Genomic DNA, 17,750 nt, shown 5'->3' with positions numbered 1-17,750 from the left:
AGCCGTGTCCGTGCAGGAAAGTGTGCCGATCATAGAGGCTGCCCGCGAAACGGTGCAGCCACTGTCCAGTGTCCAGGAACAACCAGCTGTTCTGACAGATCGTTTCTGCCTGTTATCCGGACGGTTCCCTCTCCCATCGAGCGAACGTGACGTTCCGTGCACGTTCGGGGGTGTCGGCCCGCCTGACCTCTCACTCTTCCGGTGCAGACAAACAGGGCGAAATAGTACAAATTCAATCAGGCTGGGTGCGGTGTCCCGAAACCGCATCCGGAGGTCGACGTGCCGCGTCCGCTCCCCCTGAGGGTTCTCGCTCGCGGGGCCCCGCGCGGTCGCGCCCGCGAGGGGGCACCCCGCTGGCGCAGCGGCGCGGCCATGTTCACCTCGATGGCGGCGCTCGCCGCGACCTCCCTGGGACCGGGCCACGCGCTCGCCGAACCCCTGGTCTCCCCGTGCGCCCTGACGCGGACCGGCGCGCACCACTCGGAGGGCGTGGACACCTGGAACGCCGCCTATGAGCGCCCCTCGCGCCCCCTGAACGCCGTCATGGTCTTCCTGTCCTTCCCCGACTCCGCCCCGCGCACCGCGCCCTCCGAGCTGACGGGTGACTACTTCCCCGCGACCAGCCGCTTCTTCGAGCAGGCCTCCTACGGCAGGTTCACGGTCCGGCCGCATCCCCAGCGGACCTGGATCCGGATGCCGCACGCCTCCACGTCGTACGCCATACAGCGCGACTGGGACGCCGGCGACCGTTCCGCCTATCTGCGCGACGCCCTCTCCGTGGCCGATCCGAAGATCGACTTCTCGCGCTACGACGTCGTGTACTTCATCGCGGACCCCGACGCGCCGGGCGTCGACTCGGACGCCACGAAGGTCGTCAACCTGGACACGCCTCTGCGCGCCGACGGCAAGGACATCCGGCGGGTGGTCACCGTCTTCGAGAAGCATCCGCCGGACCGGCTCGTCCTCGCGCACGAGACCGGCCATGTCTTCGACCTGCCCGACCTCTACCACCGCCCCACCGACGGCAAGGGCGACTGGGACACCTATGTGGGCGACTGGGACCTCATGGGCAGCCAGTTCGGCCTCGCCCCCGACCTCTTCGGCTGGCACAAGTGGCGGCTGGGATGGCTGGAACCGCACCAGGTGGCGTGCGTCGCGGGCACCGGCGTCACCCGGCTGACGCTCGAACCGCTGGAGTCCGGACCCGCACGGCAGCCGGTCGGCTCGGCCGGCGCGAGCCCGGGGGGAGTGGTCGGTGCCGGGACGTCGACCGCCGCGGGGACGCCGGCGGGGCGCCCGGGGGTGTCGGAGGCGGCGGGGTCGGGCGCGTCGAACGGGTCGGGTGTGTCGGGCGCGTCGAACGGGGCTTCCGGGGCGGGCGAGTCGGCTTCGTCGAACGGGTCGAACGGGTCGACCAAGGCGGGTGGGTCGAGCGGGGCACGTGGGGCGCGTGAGAGGGAGGCGGGCTGGCAGGGGCCGCGAGTGCCCTCCGGCGCGCTGCGGACGACCTCGCGTGCCGCGGGCGCGCGACGCACGTCCTCCGGCGCGGAGGGCTCCAGTGCGGTGGGCTCCGGCGCGGTGGGCTCCAGTGCGGTGGGCTCCGGCGCGGTGGGCTCCAGTGCGGTGGGCGTGGCGGCTCCGCCCGGTTCGCAGCCCTTCGGGGCCGGCCGGGGCACCAAGCTGGCGGTGGTGCCCACGGGCCCGGACAGCGCGATCGCCCTGGAGGCGCGCGGATCGGGGGGCAACGACAGTTCGACGTGCGAGCAGGGCGTCCTCGTCTACCGGGTCCGCAGCGGGACCGAGTCCGGCAACGGTCCCATCCAGGTCCTCGACGCCCACCCCCGCACCGAGGCCTGCTGGGAGGACTCGGTGTACCCGCCGCTCGCGGACGCCCCCGTGCGCCTCGGCGAGACCTTCAAGGTGCCGGGCGCGAACGTCAGGATCCAGGTGGAGGACCGGACGGCCTCGGGTTCCTGGACCGTGAGGATCACGACGGGCTGAGCGGTGACCCTTCCCGCGGCCCGGGTGCCCGAAGGGCGGCGAGCGGGTCACGGGGGTGAGGGGCCGAAAACGACGAGAGCGGGACGTTCGCGTTTCCGCGAAACATCCCGCTCTCGTTGGCGTGCGCCGCCAGGGACTCGAACCCCGGACCCGCTGATTAAGAGTCAGCTGCTCTAACCAACTGAGCTAGCGGCGCCTGCTGACGTCGTAGACCTTAGCATCCTGATCGGCGCGAGGAAAAATCGATATCCGTACCGCCGCCGAGGCCGCCGCACGGGCCGCCCGTACGGCCGCCCAGAGCAGAACCTCGGGGCCGGGAAGCCAGGGCAGCCGTGTGTCGGGGGCGACCAGCCAGCGGGATTCGGCCCGGACGGCCTCCGGTCCGCCCGTCCCGGGGCGCAGCGGCGGCACGGTGACCGCGTCGCCCGTGCCGTGGCAGAGAAGCGGCGGCACCTCCCGGCACCGCCCCGGGCGCCCGCCGTACCCGACGGCCTCGGCTCCGACCGTCCCGTCGGCCACCGCCCGTCCGGTTCCGGCCGTCTCACCGGTTCCGGCGCCCCTGGTTCCGGTGGCCCCGGGGTGCTCACCGCACTCCACGGTGCCCTCGCGCCCCGTGCGGCCCTCGCCTCCGAGTGCGGCGCCCGCGCCCCACTCCTCCCACTCCATGAGCGAGGGGAGCCGCTGGGCGGTGCCGGGCGCGGCGAACAGCAGGATCCGTCCGCGATAGGCCGCCACCGGCCCCGAGCCCGGCCCCTCGTCCCAGAGCCGGTCGAGCATCCGCCGCCCGAACAGTGCGGAGGCGCTGACGACGTCGAACGCGCTGCCGCAGAGCAGGACGACCGGGGCGTCGGGCCGTTCGCGCCACAGGGCGAGCGTGCTGCGCGGATACGCTCCCGCCGAGGCGAGCCAGGCGGCGCCCTCGGCCGTGACGCCCGAGACGTCCAGCCGCTCGGGCGCCATCGCTCCGGGGCTGTGCGGGCTGCTGCTCGACGGGTTCCGTGTGCTGCTCATGCCGCATACATCTACCGGTGGTGAGCGCCCCGCTCCGGAGGGTTGCCGGAAATCGGGACAGGCGGGGGTGAGGTGGAGTATCTTGCCCGGCTGGCATATGCCAGAGCGTGGACGGGGTGAGACCGGCCGTCCCGGCCCCGGTCCCCCACCTCAGAGCGTGTCCGTCACCCCGTGACCGTGTCCGGTCCCCTCCGCACCCCGCAGCAACTCCTGGCCGAACTCGACCATCTTCTTCGCGTAGTCCTCGGTCCACTCGGCCCGCTCGGCGATCGAGGCGGTGGTCAGCCGGTCGAAACGGCGCGGATCGGCGAGCTGCGCGGCCGCGATGGCCTGGAACTCGACGGCCCGGTCGGCGGCGGCGCGAAACGCCTGGGCCAGCTCCGTGGACCGGTCGAGCAGTGCGCGCGGATCGTCGATCGACTCCAGGTCGAAGAAATGCTCCGGATCCCCGGCGGCCTCGGCGGGCTCGAAGAGCAGGGGCGCGGGGCGAAGCCGCGGTTCGTTCCGACGCGGCGTGGGCTCCGCCATGTCTTCTCCTCCTCGTACGGTTCGGGGCCCCTCTCGGAAAAGGGCCACCGTCCATTGTCTCGCGCCCGCGCAAGTGGGCCCGAAGGGCCGAGCGCGGAGCCCGAAGGGTCGAGCACAGAGCTTGAAAGGTCGAGCACAGAGCTTTGAAGGTCGAGTACACCCCTGCGGGCCAGGACCGTGACGGTTCGGGGGCCGCCGGAGCGTGGTTCAGGGCCGCCAGGCGACTCGGTGCTCCGCCAGATGCGACAGCACCGAATGATTGGCCTCCCAGCCATCCGGAAACTTCACGGTCACCCCCAGCTGTACGGGCTCGGTCGACGGGTGGTCGTCCAGCAACTCCGTGATTCCTTCCCGGCAGATCACGATGCACGCGTGCCGGTGCCGGGAGGCGAGCACGCACAGACGTCCGGTCTCCAGATGGAAGGCCGTGGCGTCGGGCCGCCCCGACAGCGGGTGCAGGACGACCGTGACGTCGAACTCCCTTCCCTGGAGCCGGTTCGCCGTGTCCACGGTGACGTCCGCGACGCCGAGAACGGCCAGCGCCGCCCGTACGGCCGCGGCCTGGTCGCGGTGCGCCGTGCCCACCGCGATCCGGTCGGCCGTCAGCGGCACCGGCTCCTCCGCCCGCTCCGACGTGGCCGAGCCACCCCGGTCCAGCAGTCGCCGTACGATCCCGGCGACCGCCCGGACCGCCTCCGGGTCCGTCCGCGGGGTGTGCCGGGCCGGCAGCTCCAGCAGGCCCCAACCGGACTCGGCCGCCTCGTCGATGACCCGGTCCGTGCCCGAACCGTCCGACGGGACACCGAAGTTCAGCCGACGGTCGCCGTGCCCGGTGCCGCTGCGGAACGGTGTGTACGGGTAGAAGGCGCCCGAGACCAGGGGCGCGGCCGACGCGGGCAGCCGCCAGGACACCGGCAGCCGGTGCTGCGGCAGTTGGGGATTGTGCGCGAGCAGCGTGCTCACCGCGGACGCGGACGGATCGTAGGAGAGTCCCGCCCACTGCTCCGCACCGACGATCGCGAACGGGTCCAACTGCCCGGGGTCGCCCACGAACAGCGCCCGTTCGAAGAGCCCGGCGACGGCGAGCAGCGCGTCCGAGCGCATTTGGTACGCCTCGTCCACGATGGCGTGGCGCCAGGGCTCGACGCCCTTGACGTGGGCCCACTTCGCGGCGGTCGAGACGACGACGTCCAGGCCCGCGAGGTCCGCCGCCTTCGTGGACTTGCGGACCTGGTCCAGGCCGTCGAGGGCCTTGTCGTACGGGTCGGAGTCGCTGCTGTGCAGCCGCCCGACGGGCAGGCCCGGTTCCTTCTCCGCGATCCGCAGCACCAGGTCGTCCACCTGCGCGTTCGTCTGCGCGATGACCATCAACGGGCGCCCCGCGGAAGCCAGTTCGAGGGCGGCGCGGACGACGAGCGTCGACTTGCCGGCCCCCGGCGGGGAGTCGACCACCACTCCGCGGTCGGTGCCGTGCAGGGTGTCGCGCAGGATCGCGTCGGTGGCGCGGGCCGCCTCGGCGCCCGGGTCGAAGACGGCGGTCACAGGACGTCCTCCTCGGTCACCGGGTCCGGCAGCGGCAGGGCGTCCGGTTCACCCGGCGGCCCTCCGTGCGTCCACGGCGTCTCCTCCGGGTCGGGCAGCTTGGCGCCGCCGCGCTGCTCGTGCTCGAAGAGGGTGAAGCAGACGGCCTCGCCCTTCTCCGGCACGGACCCCGCCTCGGGTTCCCTGCCGCGCCCCATCTTGTCGACGATCCGCAGCACCAGGGCGCCCTCGTCGTCGAGCCCCACGAACTCGGCCGCCTGCGGCTTCCCGCCCAGCGAGCGGTACACCCTGGCCCGTTCCCCCAGATGCGGGCGGTCGTCCGTGCGGACGGTCACCAGTGGGCGGGGACTGGGCCGCTTGCCCTCGCTGTACGCCATCACCACCTCGGTGACCTCTCCGGCGAACGCCTCTCCGGCGAGCCGCCGGCCGGCCATGACCAGCGGGTCGTCCAGGGCCTCCTGCGCCTCCAACCTGGCCTGCTCCCGCTCGCGCGTGGCCAGCTTGTTCGCGGCGGTGACCGCGTCGTCGCGGCGCGGCTGCGGGGGTTCGCCCGCCACCACCCGGTCGCGGTGGCCGGTGAACGACCAGCGGTCACGGGTCCACCGGTCGGCGGCGTGCGCCCCCTCGGGCAGCGCCCGCAGCAGGTCGAGCCCGCGCCAGACCGCGTCCCAGGTGGGCCGGGTGACACTCGCGACGAGTGCGCGGATCTCCCGCTCCGCCGCGGTGAGTTCACCGAGCCGGTCGTCCGCCTCGATACCGTCCTCGGCAGCCGCGAACGCCGTACGCGCGCGGTCGTAGCGCTCGATCGCCGGGGCCAGCAGCTGGTTGTCGAAGGCGGGGTCCGTGGCCGGTCCCGCGGGCGGGCACACGAGCTGGCCGCGCGCGTCCCGCTGGAGCTCGGCCCGTACCGCCGCCTCGGCGCCCGGCTCGCCCTCCGGCGGATCGATCCAGGCCAGCAGCGCGCCCAGATGCTGGTCCTCAAGACTGCTCTGCCCGGTGGCCCAGTGCCGGGACAGCACATCGGTGAGGGCGAGGAGCAGGGCGGAGCCCGGCACCCGGGCGCGCTCCCCGAAGTGGGTCAGCCAGCGCCCGGACAGCGGCACCCGGGGCGGCGCGGGATGCGGTGTCTCGGGATCCTGCTCGGCGGTGCGCCGAAAGCGGGTGGAACGCCCGAGGAGCCGGACGAACTCGATGCCGGCCCGGCCCGGCACGATCAACTGCGGCGCGTCGGAGCACAGTTCGACCTCGACCTTGACGCGCTTGCCGGTCTCCGGGTCGGTCTCGCTGCGCTCGGCCGCCTCGACCACGTCCGCGTACGCGTCGAGGTAGGGCAGGACGACGTCCGCCAGTTCGGCGAGGAACGCGAAGCGCAGGTCGCGGTCGCGGGGCTGCGGCACGACCAGCAGCCGGGGAGCGTCCCGGTCCGTGCCGACCAGCGCGCCGAGCGGGGCTCCCGCCTCGCCCGCGGTGGTCAGCGGCACGAACACCAGCGGCCGTTCGGACAGATGGCGGTGGAGCACGGTCGCGGCAGGCTGCGCCCGGCCGCTGTCGACGGCCTCCAGCCGGGCGAGAGCGGTGATCAGAGACATACGCCCGCCTCCCGACCGTCCACGACGCCTGGGGCGGCCACGCCGGGTGCGCCGGTCCGTGCCGGCATCGTGGCCGGTACCCGCGCCTCCGCCACCGCGGCGGCGGGCCGCGCGGACGTGCCGTTCAGGGCCTCCGCGCGCAGCGTGGCCGCTCTTCTGAGGGCCGCGACGGCGGGGTCCCCGGGGTCGCCCGCGCTGCCGTGGGCCGCGGCCAGGACGTCCGGGACGGTCGTCAGACCGCCCAGTTCCGCGCGCAGGGAGCGGCCGAGCGAGGTCACCGCGCCCGCCGCGCGCGAGCGGGCCCGGCAGTGGAAGGCCAGTTCGCAGGCGGCAAGGCACTCGGGGGCGTAGGTCGCGGGGACCGCCTCGACGGCCGTGATCAGTTCCTCGGCGGGCAGGCCGGGGGCGAAGCAGAGGCCCTCGGGGAGAGCGGCGGCGATGTCCTCGACGCGGGTGAGCCGGGCGAGCTGGCGGCGGGTGACCGCGCGCTGCTTGCGCACGTCGACCGCGCAGGCGGCCGGGAGGTTGGAGAAGTCCTTCGGGCAGACCAGCAGGATCCGGTGGTGGACCCGGGGAGCGGGATCGAGGCGGGCCGCGACCTCCTCCAGGGCCAGGACGTACACGGCGGACTGCCGGGCGGCGGCGCCCACCTTGGCCGGGTCGGCCGAACCGTCGAGCATCGGGAACGACTTGATCTCGACGACGGTCCAGCCGCCGTCGGGGTGCACGACCACGGCGTCGGGTTCCAGGAAGGCGGGGGAGCCGGCGACGTCCAGGGCGAGCATCGGGTGGTCGAGCAGGGTCCAGGCCCCCGCCCCGGTGGCCTCCCGCAGCGCCAGTTCCGTACGGGCCGTGCGCCCCTCGGGACCGATCGCGGACAGGTCGGGCACGGCACCGGCGCCCGGAGCCCCGGCACCCGGGTCCAGCTTCTCGTGCACCAGCCGCAGCAGCTCGGCCCCGCCGTCCGCCTTGACCCGCGCCTCGAACGCGTTGCCCCGCATGAAGGCGAACTGCGACATCCCGAACGCGGACGGCGAGCCGATCGCGTCGGCCAGTCCCGCCTTGTCGACGCCCACGCCGTCCAGCAGGGCGCGCCGGTCGCACCCGGGGTTCGCGGCCAGCGCCGCGAGGGCGCGCGCGTCCAGCGCCTTGGGTGCGGTGTCCGGACCGCGCAGCTCAGCGAGCTGCTGTCGCAGCGCTGTCCCCCGCGTCCGTGGGAGCGGCACCCGGCTCGGCTCCCGGCCCGGTTCGGGACTCGCGCTGTCGGGGAATTCGTTCACCCGTGGAAGTCTGGCACCCCGCACTGACAATCGCGGAACCCTCGCCCCCGGAGACACCCGGGACCCACGGGGCACGGACCTTCAGCAGGGTCCGCAGACGGTTCGCCGCCCGCGTCACGAACGGGGTCAGCAGCAGTCCTGTCCCCATCACCGCGACGCCCGCGACGGCGTCCAGGAAGTAGTGGTTGGCGGTGCCCATCACGACGATCGTGGTGAACAGCGGATAGACGACGCCGGCGACCTTGGCCGCCGGGGTACGGCCGTGACGCCACAGCATCACTCCGCACCACAGCGCCCAGCCCACGTGCAGGCTCGGCATCGCCGCGTACTGGTTGGTCATGCCGCCCATGCCGCGCGGGGCGCTCGCCTCGGCGCCCCACCAGCCGTAACCGCTGTACTGGGCCATCGTGTCGACGAAGCCGTGCTCGGGCGCCAGCAGCCGGGGCGGGCAGGTCGGCAGCAGGGTGAAGCCGATCAAACCGATGAGCGTGGAGGTCATCAGCCAGGTGCGGGCCGCGCGGTAGCGCACGGTCCGGGAGCGGAACAGCCATATCAGGATCGCGGGCGTGACCACGTAGTGCAGCGAGGCGTACCAGAAGTCGGCGGGTATGCCCAGCCAGGCCTCCCGGGTGAACAGCCGGTTCAGCGGGTGTTCGGCGTTGAGGTGCAGGACCTTCTCGATCCGGAGTATCTCCAGGCCGTGATCCGTCGCGCCGCTCGTGTCGCCACGGGCGAGCAGCCGGCCCGCGGTGTACACCGCGTACACCAGGACGATCAGCGGGACCTCGGTCCACCAGCGCGGACGGAACCCCGACGCGGCGGACCCGCGCAGTGCGGTCCACCGGGCGCGCGGTGCCGCTTCGGTACGCGGTGCATCGGTCTGCGGCATCCGATCGCCCTCCCCCATCTGCTCGTGCCCAGCTGCTCGTGGTGACCAGGCGGTCCGTGGCCACCCGGGGATTTTACGGTGCGCTGGAATGCCCCGGAGGGGCGCCCCGGATCTCAAGGACGCGGAGATCGCCCCCCGGGTTGCCCGCAGCCGGGGTGAGCGATGATGGAGTGACCCACTCCTCAGTCGTCCACGAGTGAGCCGACCCTCTCATTCGTGCCGCCGTCCCGGAAAGGCTCCTCGTCATGGCACCGCGCATCCTGCTGGCCCGGCACGGACAGACCGCATGGTCGCTGTCCGGAAAGCACACCGGCAGGACGGACATCCCGCTCCTGGAGGAGGGACGGCGCGGCGCCAAGCTGCTCGGCGAGCGCCTGCACCGGCCACCGTTCGACACGCTGTCCGGGGCCGAGGTGCTCACCAGCCCGCTCTCGCGCGCGAGCGACACGTGCGAGCTCGCCGGTTTCGCGGACCGGGCGAGCACCTGGGACGCGCTCATGGAGTGGGACTACGGCGCCTACGAGGGCATGACCCCGGCCGAGATCCAGGACATCAGGCCCGGCTGGTTCATCTGGCGCGACGGGGTTCCCGAGGGGGAGACGCTGGAGCAGGTCACCGCGCGCGCGGACGAGGTCGTGACCCGGGCCCGCTCCGAGGACCGCGATCTGCTGGTCTTCGCCCATGGGCACATCCTGCGTTCCATAGGCGCCCGCTGGCTGGGCCTTCCGCTGGACTTCGCGGCGCGCGTCCGCCTCAACCCGACCTCGCTGTCGGTGCTGGGCTGGGCCTACGGGGAGCCGGCGATCGAGGTGTGGAACGACTGCGGGCACCTGAGCGCCTGACGGGCGCCCCCGCCGTCCCTCACGCCGTGCGGGGCAGGCTCGCGTGGCGGTCGAGGAACGCCGAGACGCCCGAGGCCCTGCGGTGCGGGAGCAGGACGCGGGCGGTTCCCGCCAGCATGGTCTGGATGCGGGAGGACTGGACCTCGTTCAGCAGGTCCAGGACGCGCAGACCGGCGACGGCGGCCTCGTCGGGGCGGCCGCCGCGGGCCAGGTCGTCGGCGAGCTCGGCGGTGTAGAGGGCGATGTTGCGGGTGAAGTGCGGGTCCTGGAGATGGGCGGCACGGCGCGCGTGGCGGGCGGCCCGGGTCCAGTCGCCCAGCGTCGACCAGCACTGCGCCTCAAGACCCTCCAGCTCGGCCTCTCCGTAGAAGGTCATCCACTCGGGGTCGGTCTCCGCGGGGCCGCGTCCGTAGAGGGCCTGGGCGCGGGCCATTGACTGCTCGCAGCCCCGGCGGTCGGCGAGCCCGGCCCAGCCGCCCGCCTCGCGCAGCGCGAGCAGGGAGAGCAGCCGGGAGGACCCGAGGGGGCGTGCGGCGCGCTGGGCCGCCTGGGCCGCGCGGACGGCCTCGCGCGGGCGCCCCGCGTCGCGGGCGAGGAACGCGGTGTTGCAGAAGGCGTGGGCCTCCAGGCCGGCGTCGCCCGCCATCCGGGCGGTCGCGAGAGCCTCCGCGTAGTGCGAGCGCGCGTCGTCGAAGCGCCCGGAGTCGTGGGCCAGCCAGCCCACCGAGATGGCCAGTTCGCCCGCCCCTGAGTACAGCCGGTCGGCGGTCGTCTGCCGGGTGGTGCCCGCGTCGAGCAGCTCGTAGGCGGTGCGCAGGGGTGTCGCGGCCCGCCGGTAGAGCCCGTCGGCCCCGTGTCTGTCGTCGAGCAGCCTGATCCTGCGGACGGCCTCTTCGAGGGCGCCCGCCTCGGACGTACCCGCCCGGTGGACGCGTCGTTCGCAGGCCGCGGCGCTGCCGCCGAAGGCGACCGCGAAGGGTCCCAGCGAGGCCGCCGCCACGGTGGCGGTGCCTCCGGTCATGAATGCGCGACGCTGCACGTCGCTCTCCTCGTGGTTCTGATCGCGTTTGTCGTACGGGTCGTACGGATCCCACGAGTGGTGCGGATCGTACGGATCGTGCGTGCTGTGCGGATCGTGCGGGCTGTCCGTGTGGTGCGCGGTGCGCGTGCCGTACGGGGCCGGGACGTGGAGCGGACCCGGTGTCTCATACGTCTCGTGCGCCCCGCCCGTCTCATGCGGGGCGTGTGGAGGGTTCGTGGAGTGCGTGAGGGGCGGCTCACCCGGGTCGCGCGCCCCGCGTCCGCGTACCCATGAGCGGGGCGTGAACCCGAGGTCGGTCAGCGTGCGGCCGGGAAACATGTGCAGGAACACCCGCTCGTACGCGTAGTTGGGACAGCGGATCTCGCCCGCCTCGACGCGCCCGATGTAGCGCGCGTCGCAGCTGACCCTCTCGCCGATCTCTCGCGCGGCCCTCCGCACCAGCGCGGCGAACTCGCCCGGGGAGCGCTGACCGCGCAACCGCCGGAAGGCGAGATTCGGCCGTGCAGGCCGGGGGGACGGGGACGAGGTCACCGATGACGACGCCATGGCCGGGCCCTCTCTTGCGAACCGTCGAACCACGCCGGAAACGGGACCGAGTTGACCGGGTTGTGCCCGGTAGGTGCCCTGCGTCCGGCGGGCAAGAACGTACCTGGTGTGACAACGCCACCACGCTGGGTTTGGCTACAAACCGGATATCTCATCCCTGATCTGCCATGAACTGCCATCCTTTGTGGCGGAGTTTCGCCGTAGCCGTTGACGTCCTGGCGCGTTGAACCGTGCGGACCGGGAGCCGCCCGAACTCCCGACCCACTCGTCATGAGGAGGGGTTCCGTTGGAGGCCGGGATGCAGATCACGCAGAGCACCGAGTTCCGTACGCCGCCGTCGGCCGCGCAGCACAGGCCGTCCCCGGAGTGCGTCGTACCGCTGGGGCCGGTCGCGGCGTGCGACCTGGTGACGGTCCCGGCCCGTCAGGGGTTGGAAGCGGTGGACATCCTGCGCCGGGGCGCGGCCGACCTCGTGGGGCCCGTCCTGCACGACGGCGGCGGCGACACCCTCGGCTTCCTGGTGCCGCCCGGCACCGCCGACGCCTGGGACATGCCGGGCAGCACCTGTACGCAGACCGACGGCCGCGGTCTGAGACCGGCCCCCGAGCCCCCCGTGGAGGGATCGGACTGGCTGCTCCCGCCGGGCGACGCGGACCTCGCGACCGATCCGGCGGTCCTGCGGGCCGCGCTGGGCGAGGCCGCGCGCCTGATCGAGGCCGCGGACGGCTGCCGGTGAGCGCGCCGGGCGCTCCCGCCACCGGCCGCTGAGCCGACCCGCCCCCGCGCCCCGATAATGGGCGGATGGGACGGGCGAGGAATCAGCGGGCGGACGACGGCCGCGACACCGGACGGGGTGGCCGGCGCGGGCAGGGCGGCGCCGAGGCGGTCGTCGAAGCCGTCGACGGAGGGCTCGCCGAGCTGCTGCCCGACCGGGACCGGGCGCGCGCCTGGACCCTGCTCATCGACGGAGCCCCGCAGTCCCATGTCGACCTCGACGACCCCACGTACCTGAGCTTCGAGTACCAGCGCCGCCTCGGACATGTCATCGACCTCCTCGCCCCGGCCGGCAAGCCCGTGCAGGTCGTCCACCTCGGCGGCGGCGCCTTCGGCCTGGCCCGCTACACGGCCGCCACCCGCCCCCGGTCCACCCAGCAGGTGGTCGAACGCGACGCGGCCCTCGTCCAACTGGTGCGCCGCGAACTGCCGCTGGACCCGAACGCCCGGATCAGGGTGCGTTCGGTGGACGCCAGGGAAGGTCTCGCCAAGGTGTCCGACGGCTGGGCCGACCTGGTCATCGCGGACGTCTTCAGCGGAGCGCGCACACCGGCCCATCTGACGTCCACCGAGTTCGTCACGGAGGTCCGCCGGACCCTGAAGGACTCCGGGGTCTACGCCGCGAACCTCGCCGACGGCCCCCCGCTCGCCCATCTCCGGGGCCAGATCGCCACCGTCGCCGCCGTCTTCCCCGAACTCGCCCTGGTCGCCGACCCGACGGTGCTGCGCGGCAAGCGCTTCGGCAACGCCGTCCTCGTCGCCTCCGGCCGGCCGCTGCCCGTCGCCGAACTGACGCGCCGCGCGGCCTCCGACCCGCATCCCGCCCGGGTCGAACACGGCAGGGGGCTCCTGGACTTCACGGGCGGAGCCGCACCGGTCACGGACGCGGTGGCGGTCGCGTCACCGGCGCCCCCGCCGTCCGTCTTCCGCTGACCCGGCGTCAGCACGCTCCGGCCGAGGGGCTTCTCACCGGGCGGGGCCCGCCGGGCCCGTCGGGCCGGTACGCGGCTCAGTACGTCCCGATGTCCACGTGCGGAGGCCCGTCGTGCCAGTCGCAGAACACCGACACCCGGTCGGCGCCCGAGCTGAACTCCACGCGGATCCACGTCTCGGTCTTCCACACCTGCATCGACCAGCCGGTGTTGGGCGTCGCCGACACCAGCGTCCCGTACGTGGCGGCGATGTCGAAGACCACCCGGCCGCCGTCCGAGTCGTAGCTCTTGACCTGCCCGGACGAGCTCGGCGAGGCCGGTGGGGCCGTCGCGGCCGGTGACGGACTGCCGCCCGCCGACGCGGAGTTCGAGGGCGCCGCGCTCGGCTTCGGGCTCGCGGACGGTCTGCCGGGGGAGCTCTTGGGGGACGCGGCCCGCCGCGTCGAGGACGCCAGAGGCTCCGTCTCCTTCGCCGTCGCGCCCGCCACCGTGATGGGCAGCGCCCGCGGCGGGTCGTAGGCCGTCCCCGTCATGACGGTGTGGACACCCCACCACGACAGCGTGACCGCCGCGCCCGTGGCGAGCGACCACGCGAGTACGTGTACGAGTCCTCTGCGCATCGCGGCCATACTGCACCACGAGCACCACGGGTGTCTCCCGGCCCTGCCAAGAACGCGAACGCTCGCGCCGGACGGGCCGGGATTGTCCACAAGTGCCTGATGGGGGTTGTCCACAGGCGCCGGACGGCCACCCCCGGATGGCGTACGGTGCCGCCCATGGCAAGTGTGCTCGTCGTCGAGGACGACCAGTTCGTACGCTCGGCGCTCATCCGGCATCTGACCGAGGCCGCGCACATCGTGCGCAGTGTCGGCACCGCCCTTGAGGCGCTGCGCGAGGTCGCCCATTTCCCCTTCGACGTGGTGATCCTCGACCTCGGACTGCCCGACCTCGACGGGTCCGAGGCCCTGAAGATGCTGCGCGGGATCACCGACGTCCCGGTGATCATCGCCACCGCCCGGGACGACGAGACGGAGATCGTCCGGCTGCTGAACGCCGGTGCCGACGACTATCTGACCAAGCCGTTCTCGGTCGAGCACCTGTCCGCGCGCATGGCCGCGGTCCTGCGCCGCGCACGCACCACCGTGGGCGAGGCCCCCGTGTCCACGGTCATCAGGGTCGGCGGACTCGCCATCGACCCGCTCCGCCGCCAGGCCGAACTGGACGGCGTACGACTCGACCTGACCCGGCGCGAGTTCGACCTGCTCGCCTTCCTGGCCGGGCGCCCGGGAGTCGTCGTGCCCCGCAGGGAACTCCTCGCCGAGGTCTGGCAGCAGGCCTACGGCGACGACCAGACCATAGACGTCCATCTCTCCTGGCTGCGCAGGAAGTTGGGGGAGACGGCGGCCCGGCCGCGCTATCTGCACACCCTCCGGGGCGTCGGCGTGAAGCTGGAACCGCCGAGAACGGAGCGGCCGCTGTGAGGTGGGCACTGGTCAAGGTGTGCGTCGCGGTGACGACCATGGTCGTCGTCGCCTTCGCGGTCCCGCTCGGCCTGGTGATCAAGGAGATGGCGCGCGACCGGGCGTTCTCGAACGCCGAACGGCAGGCCGCCGCCATCGCCCCCGCGCTCTCCATCACCACCGAGCGGGACGAGCTGGAGCGCGTCGTCGCCTCGGCCGGCTCGGACGCGGGGATAGCCGTGCACATCCCCGCGGGGGACGGCAAGCCGGCGGTCGAGATCGGCAAGCAGCGTGCCGTCGGCAAGGACGTCGCCATGACCCGGCGGCTCGGCCGGGCCTCCACCACGGACGTCCCCGGCGGCTCCGCGCTGCTCCAGCCCATCGCGCTGAGCACCGGCGAGATCGCGGTCATCGAGGTGTACGTCCCCGAGACCGAGGTCAGCAACGGCGTCGGCACGGCCTGGGCGGTCCTCGCCGCGGTCGGTGTCGCCCTCGTCATCGGCTCCGTCGCGGTCGCCGACCGGCTCGGTGTGCGGATGGTTCAGCCGGCGCAGCGCCTGGCCGAGAGCGCGCACGAACTGGGCGAGGGGAAGCTGGGCTCCCGCGTGCCCGAGGAGGGGCCGACCGAACTGAGGCTGGCCGCCGTCGCGTTCAACTCCATGGCCGATCAGGTCGTCCAGCTGCTCGCCAACGAGAGGGAGCTCGCCGCCGACCTCTCGCACCGGCTGCGGACACCGCTGACCGTGCTCCGGCTCAACACCGCGTCGCTCGGCGACGGACCGGCCGCCGAGCAGACCCGGACCGCCGTCGAGCAGCTGGAGCGCGAGGTCGACACGATCATCAGGACCGCCCGGGAGGCCAAGCCGCAGACCGCGGCGATCGGCGCCGGGGCGGGGTGCGACGCGTCCGAGGTCGTGCGGGAGCGCATGGACTTCTGGTCGGCGCTCGCCGAGGACGAGGGACGCAAGGTGCGGGTGGCCGGCGTGGACCGGCCGTGCCGCATACCCGTGGCCCGCGCCGACCTCGCCGCCGCGCTCGACGCCCTCCTCGGCAACGTCTTCCGCCACACCCCCGAGGGCACGGCCTTCGCGGTCGACGTGCACAACGCCGAGGACGCCGTGATCGTGCTGGTGTCGGACGCGGGCGCCGGGATCGTCGATCCGGAGGCCGCGATGGCACGCGGGCAGGGCTCGGGCAACGACGGGTCCACGGGCCTCGGCCTCGACATCGTGCGACGCCTCGCGGAGTCGACGGGCGGGGACGTACGGATCGGTTCCTCCGTGCTGGGCGGGACCGAGGTGCGCATCTGGATCCAGCTGGACGGCAGGGCCCCGGTCCGCAGCGGCCACCGCGGCAGCGTGCGCCGCCGCAGACGCGGCGCAGCCGTGAACTGACACCCCAGGGGCGCCCCTCGGCCCTCAACCGGGCCGGCACCCCACAGCGCGCGAACCGCACGCCCGACACCGGACGGTGCCGCACACCGCGCGAACCGCACGACCGACACCGGACGGCACCCCACACCGCGCGAACCGCACGCCCGACACCGGACGGCACCCCACACCGCGCGAACCGCACGACCGACACCGGACGGTGCCGCACCCGCCGCGCCCCGAGTACCGTCCGCTGTGGTGAGGCTGTGGAGGCCGCCAAATCGCCCGCATTGGTCTCGACCTTTAACGGGTCCCGATGGCTTCCTTAAGCGGACCCTAAGATCCTCAACCTGCGTCCGGATCAAGCGGTTTGACCGATTCCGCATCGCTAGCGTGGTGCCCGCACCCCCTGGGGCGACCCCAGCGAACCCCCGTGAATCCGCGAAGGCAGGCACACGCGATGAGCAGCACGCACCGGCGCAAGGTCAGTGGCAGGAACAAGGCGATAGGCGGCATCGTCGCGGCGGCCGTGGCCGGCGGAGGTGCCCTCCTGTTCACCGGCATCGCGAACGCGTCGAGCGTCGGCGCCGCGTACACCAAAACCAGCGAGTGGTCCACGGGATACACCGCGCAGTACGTCGTCTCCAACGACACCGGCCAGCGGAAGCCGGACTGGAAGCTGGAGTTCGACCTGCCCGCGGGCTCCAAGCTCAGTTCGCTGTGGGACGCGACCTCCTCGGTGAGCGGACAGCACGTCACCGTGACGCCCCCGTCCTGGGACAAGGACGGCCTGGCGGCCGGCGAGTCCGTCACCGTCGGCTTCGTCGTGAACGGCACCGCGAACCCGACCGGCTGTGTCATCGACGGCACCAAGTGTTCGGTGGACGACGGAGCGACGCCCGAGCCGAGCGGCCGCCCCACGCAGACCGCGACCCCGACGACCGCGCCCACCCCGACCGCGACCGCCACCCCGAAGCCGACGGCCACCGCGACCGCCACGGCCACCCCGACCCCCACGCAGACCTCGGGCAGCGGCACCACGACGACCGCGGGCTTCGCGCCCTACGTCGACACCTCCCTCTTCCCGGCCTTCGACCTGCTCAAGGCGGCCGACTCCACCGGCGTGAAGAACTACAACCTCGCGTTCGTCACCGACGGCGGAGGCTGCACCCCGAAGTGGGGCGGCGTGAGCGACCTGGCCGGCGACGCGGTGGCCGCGCAGATCGGCGCGCTGCGCGCCAAGGGCGGTGACGTCCGGGTCTCCTTCGGCGGGGCCTCCGGCTCGGAGCTGGCCACCACCTGCTCCTCGGCCGACGCGCTGGCGGCGGCGTACGGCAAGGCCGTCGACGCCTACAAGCTCACGAAGGTCGACTTCGACGTCGAGGGCGGCGCGCTGCCCAACACGGCCGCCAACACCAAGCGGGCGCAGGCCATCGCCAAGCTCCAGCAGCAGCACCCGGGCCTGGACGTGTCGTTCACCCTGCCGGTCCTGCCCCAGGGCCTCACCCAGGACGGCGTGAACCTGCTCGCCGACGCCAAGTCCAACGGCGTGAAGATCAACGCCGTGAACATCATGGCGATGGACTACGGCCCGGCCTTCAACGGTGACATGGGCGACCTCGCGCAGCAGGCCGCCACGGCCACCCAGGCGCAGATCAAGAGCGTCCTCGGCCTCTCCGACGGCGCCGCGTGGAAGACGGTCGCCATCACCCCGATGATCGGCGTCAACGACGTGTCCTCGGAGATCTTCAAGGTCGACGACGCCTCGCAGCTCGTGGCCTTCGCCCAGTCCAAGGGCATCGGCGGCCTCTCGATGTGGTCCGCCGCCCGTGACAAGCAGTGCGCCGGCGGTGCCAAGAACACCGCGGACGCCACGTGCAGCTCCATCGTCCAGAGCGACAGCGCCTTCTCCAAGGCCTTCGCCGCTTTCAAGTAGCCATCGCG

Annotated in this window: 15 protein-coding genes and 1 tRNA gene; 7 read left to right on the top strand and 9 right to left on the bottom strand. The window is 73.2% G+C overall.

Going from position 1 to position 17,750, the window contains the following annotated elements; genetic code table 11:
* Positions 1-279: 279 nt before the first annotated feature.
* Positions 280-2,001 (top strand): M6 family metalloprotease domain-containing protein, encoded by a 1,722-nt coding sequence (locus ACZ4AA_RS03570; protein WP_467594535.1) that lies wholly within the window; start codon positions 280-282, stop codon positions 1,999-2,001.
* Between the two features lie 122 nt (positions 2,002-2,123).
* Here the strand turns inward: ACZ4AA_RS03570 and ACZ4AA_RS03565 are convergent.
* From ACZ4AA_RS03565 to ACZ4AA_RS03535, 7 genes are all read right to left on the bottom strand, one after another.
* A tRNA-Lys gene (locus tag ACZ4AA_RS03565) sits at positions 2,124-2,197 on the bottom strand.
* Positions 2,188-3,012 (bottom strand): hypothetical protein, encoded by an 825-nt coding sequence (locus ACZ4AA_RS03560; RefSeq protein ID WP_467594532.1) that lies wholly within the window; start codon positions 3,010-3,012, stop codon positions 2,188-2,190. The genes ACZ4AA_RS03565 and ACZ4AA_RS03560 overlap by 10 nt, the downstream gene beginning before the upstream one ends.
* A gap of 150 nt (positions 3,013-3,162) precedes the next feature.
* A complete protein-coding gene (locus ACZ4AA_RS03555) occupies positions 3,163-3,540 on the bottom strand; it encodes a hypothetical protein (protein WP_467594530.1) in 378 nt (125 codons plus the stop codon).
* A 207-nt stretch (positions 3,541-3,747) separates the two neighbouring features.
* Positions 3,748-5,082: an AAA family ATPase gene (locus tag ACZ4AA_RS03550; RefSeq protein ID WP_467594527.1), complete on the bottom strand. Its 1,335-nt coding sequence runs from the start codon at positions 5,080-5,082 to the stop codon at positions 3,748-3,750.
* On the bottom strand, positions 5,079-6,671 hold the full coding sequence (locus ACZ4AA_RS03545; RefSeq protein WP_467594524.1) for a hypothetical protein: 1,593 nt from the start codon (positions 6,669-6,671) through the stop codon (positions 5,079-5,081). Before ACZ4AA_RS03545 ends, ACZ4AA_RS03550 begins: the two co-directional genes overlap by 4 nt.
* Positions 6,662-7,897 (bottom strand): hypothetical protein, encoded by a 1,236-nt coding sequence (locus tag ACZ4AA_RS03540; protein WP_467595132.1) that lies wholly within the window; start codon positions 7,895-7,897, stop codon positions 6,662-6,664. Before ACZ4AA_RS03540 ends, ACZ4AA_RS03545 begins: the two co-directional genes overlap by 10 nt.
* Entirely contained in the window at positions 7,848-8,840 is a 993-nt protein-coding gene (locus ACZ4AA_RS03535; protein WP_467594521.1) for a phosphatase PAP2 family protein, read from the bottom strand. The genes ACZ4AA_RS03540 and ACZ4AA_RS03535 overlap by 50 nt, the downstream gene beginning before the upstream one ends.
* A gap of 245 nt (positions 8,841-9,085) precedes the next feature.
* On the opposite strand from ACZ4AA_RS03535, the gene ACZ4AA_RS03530 reads away from it, so the two are divergent.
* A complete protein-coding gene (locus tag ACZ4AA_RS03530; RefSeq protein WP_467594518.1) occupies positions 9,086-9,682 on the top strand; it encodes a histidine phosphatase family protein in 597 nt (198 codons plus the stop codon).
* Between the two features lie 19 nt (positions 9,683-9,701).
* Here the strand turns inward: ACZ4AA_RS03530 and ACZ4AA_RS03525 are convergent, their stop codons facing one another.
* A complete protein-coding gene (locus ACZ4AA_RS03525; protein ID WP_467594515.1) occupies positions 9,702-11,270 on the bottom strand; it encodes a hypothetical protein in 1,569 nt (522 codons plus the stop codon).
* A 298-nt stretch (positions 11,271-11,568) separates the two neighbouring features.
* Between ACZ4AA_RS03525 and ACZ4AA_RS03520 the strand changes: the two genes are divergently transcribed.
* Positions 11,569-12,006, top strand: coding sequence for a hypothetical protein (locus ACZ4AA_RS03520; RefSeq protein WP_467594512.1), 438 nt, complete (start codon positions 11,569-11,571; stop codon positions 12,004-12,006).
* A 65-nt stretch (positions 12,007-12,071) separates the two neighbouring features.
* The gene (locus ACZ4AA_RS03515) at positions 12,072-12,977 is read left to right on the top strand and encodes a spermidine synthase (RefSeq protein ID WP_467594509.1); all 906 of its coding nucleotides are present in this window, start codon (positions 12,072-12,074) and stop codon (positions 12,975-12,977) included.
* 76 nt (positions 12,978-13,053) lie between these two features.
* Here ACZ4AA_RS03515 and ACZ4AA_RS03510 read toward each other — a convergent pair whose 3' ends face one another.
* Positions 13,054-13,596 carry a hypothetical protein gene (locus ACZ4AA_RS03510; protein WP_467594506.1) on the bottom strand — a complete coding sequence of 181 codons (543 nt, stop codon included), beginning with the start codon at positions 13,594-13,596 and terminating at the stop codon, positions 13,054-13,056.
* A 156-nt stretch (positions 13,597-13,752) separates the two neighbouring features.
* On the opposite strand from ACZ4AA_RS03510, the gene ACZ4AA_RS03505 reads away from it, so the two are divergent.
* The 3 genes from ACZ4AA_RS03505 (at position 13,753) to ACZ4AA_RS03495 (ending at position 17,742) form a co-directional block, all read left to right on the top strand.
* On the top strand, positions 13,753-14,457 hold the full coding sequence (locus ACZ4AA_RS03505; protein ID WP_467594504.1) for a response regulator transcription factor: 705 nt from the start codon (positions 13,753-13,755) through the stop codon (positions 14,455-14,457).
* On the top strand, positions 14,454-15,830 hold the full coding sequence (locus tag ACZ4AA_RS03500) for a sensor histidine kinase (protein ID WP_467594501.1): 1,377 nt from the start codon (positions 14,454-14,456) through the stop codon (positions 15,828-15,830). The genes ACZ4AA_RS03505 and ACZ4AA_RS03500 overlap by 4 nt, the downstream gene beginning before the upstream one ends.
* A gap of 436 nt (positions 15,831-16,266) precedes the next feature.
* Complete coding sequence (locus tag ACZ4AA_RS03495; RefSeq protein WP_467594498.1) at positions 16,267-17,742, top strand: glycoside hydrolase family 18 protein; 1,476 nt, start codon at positions 16,267-16,269, stop codon at positions 17,740-17,742.
* The last annotated feature ends 8 nt before the right edge of the window (positions 17,743-17,750 follow it).

This window comes from Streptomyces sp. NPDC024698, from assembly GCF_055559015.1.
The sequence above is the reverse complement of the archived record's forward strand: the minus strand, read 5'-3'. Positions and strand labels throughout refer to the sequence as shown.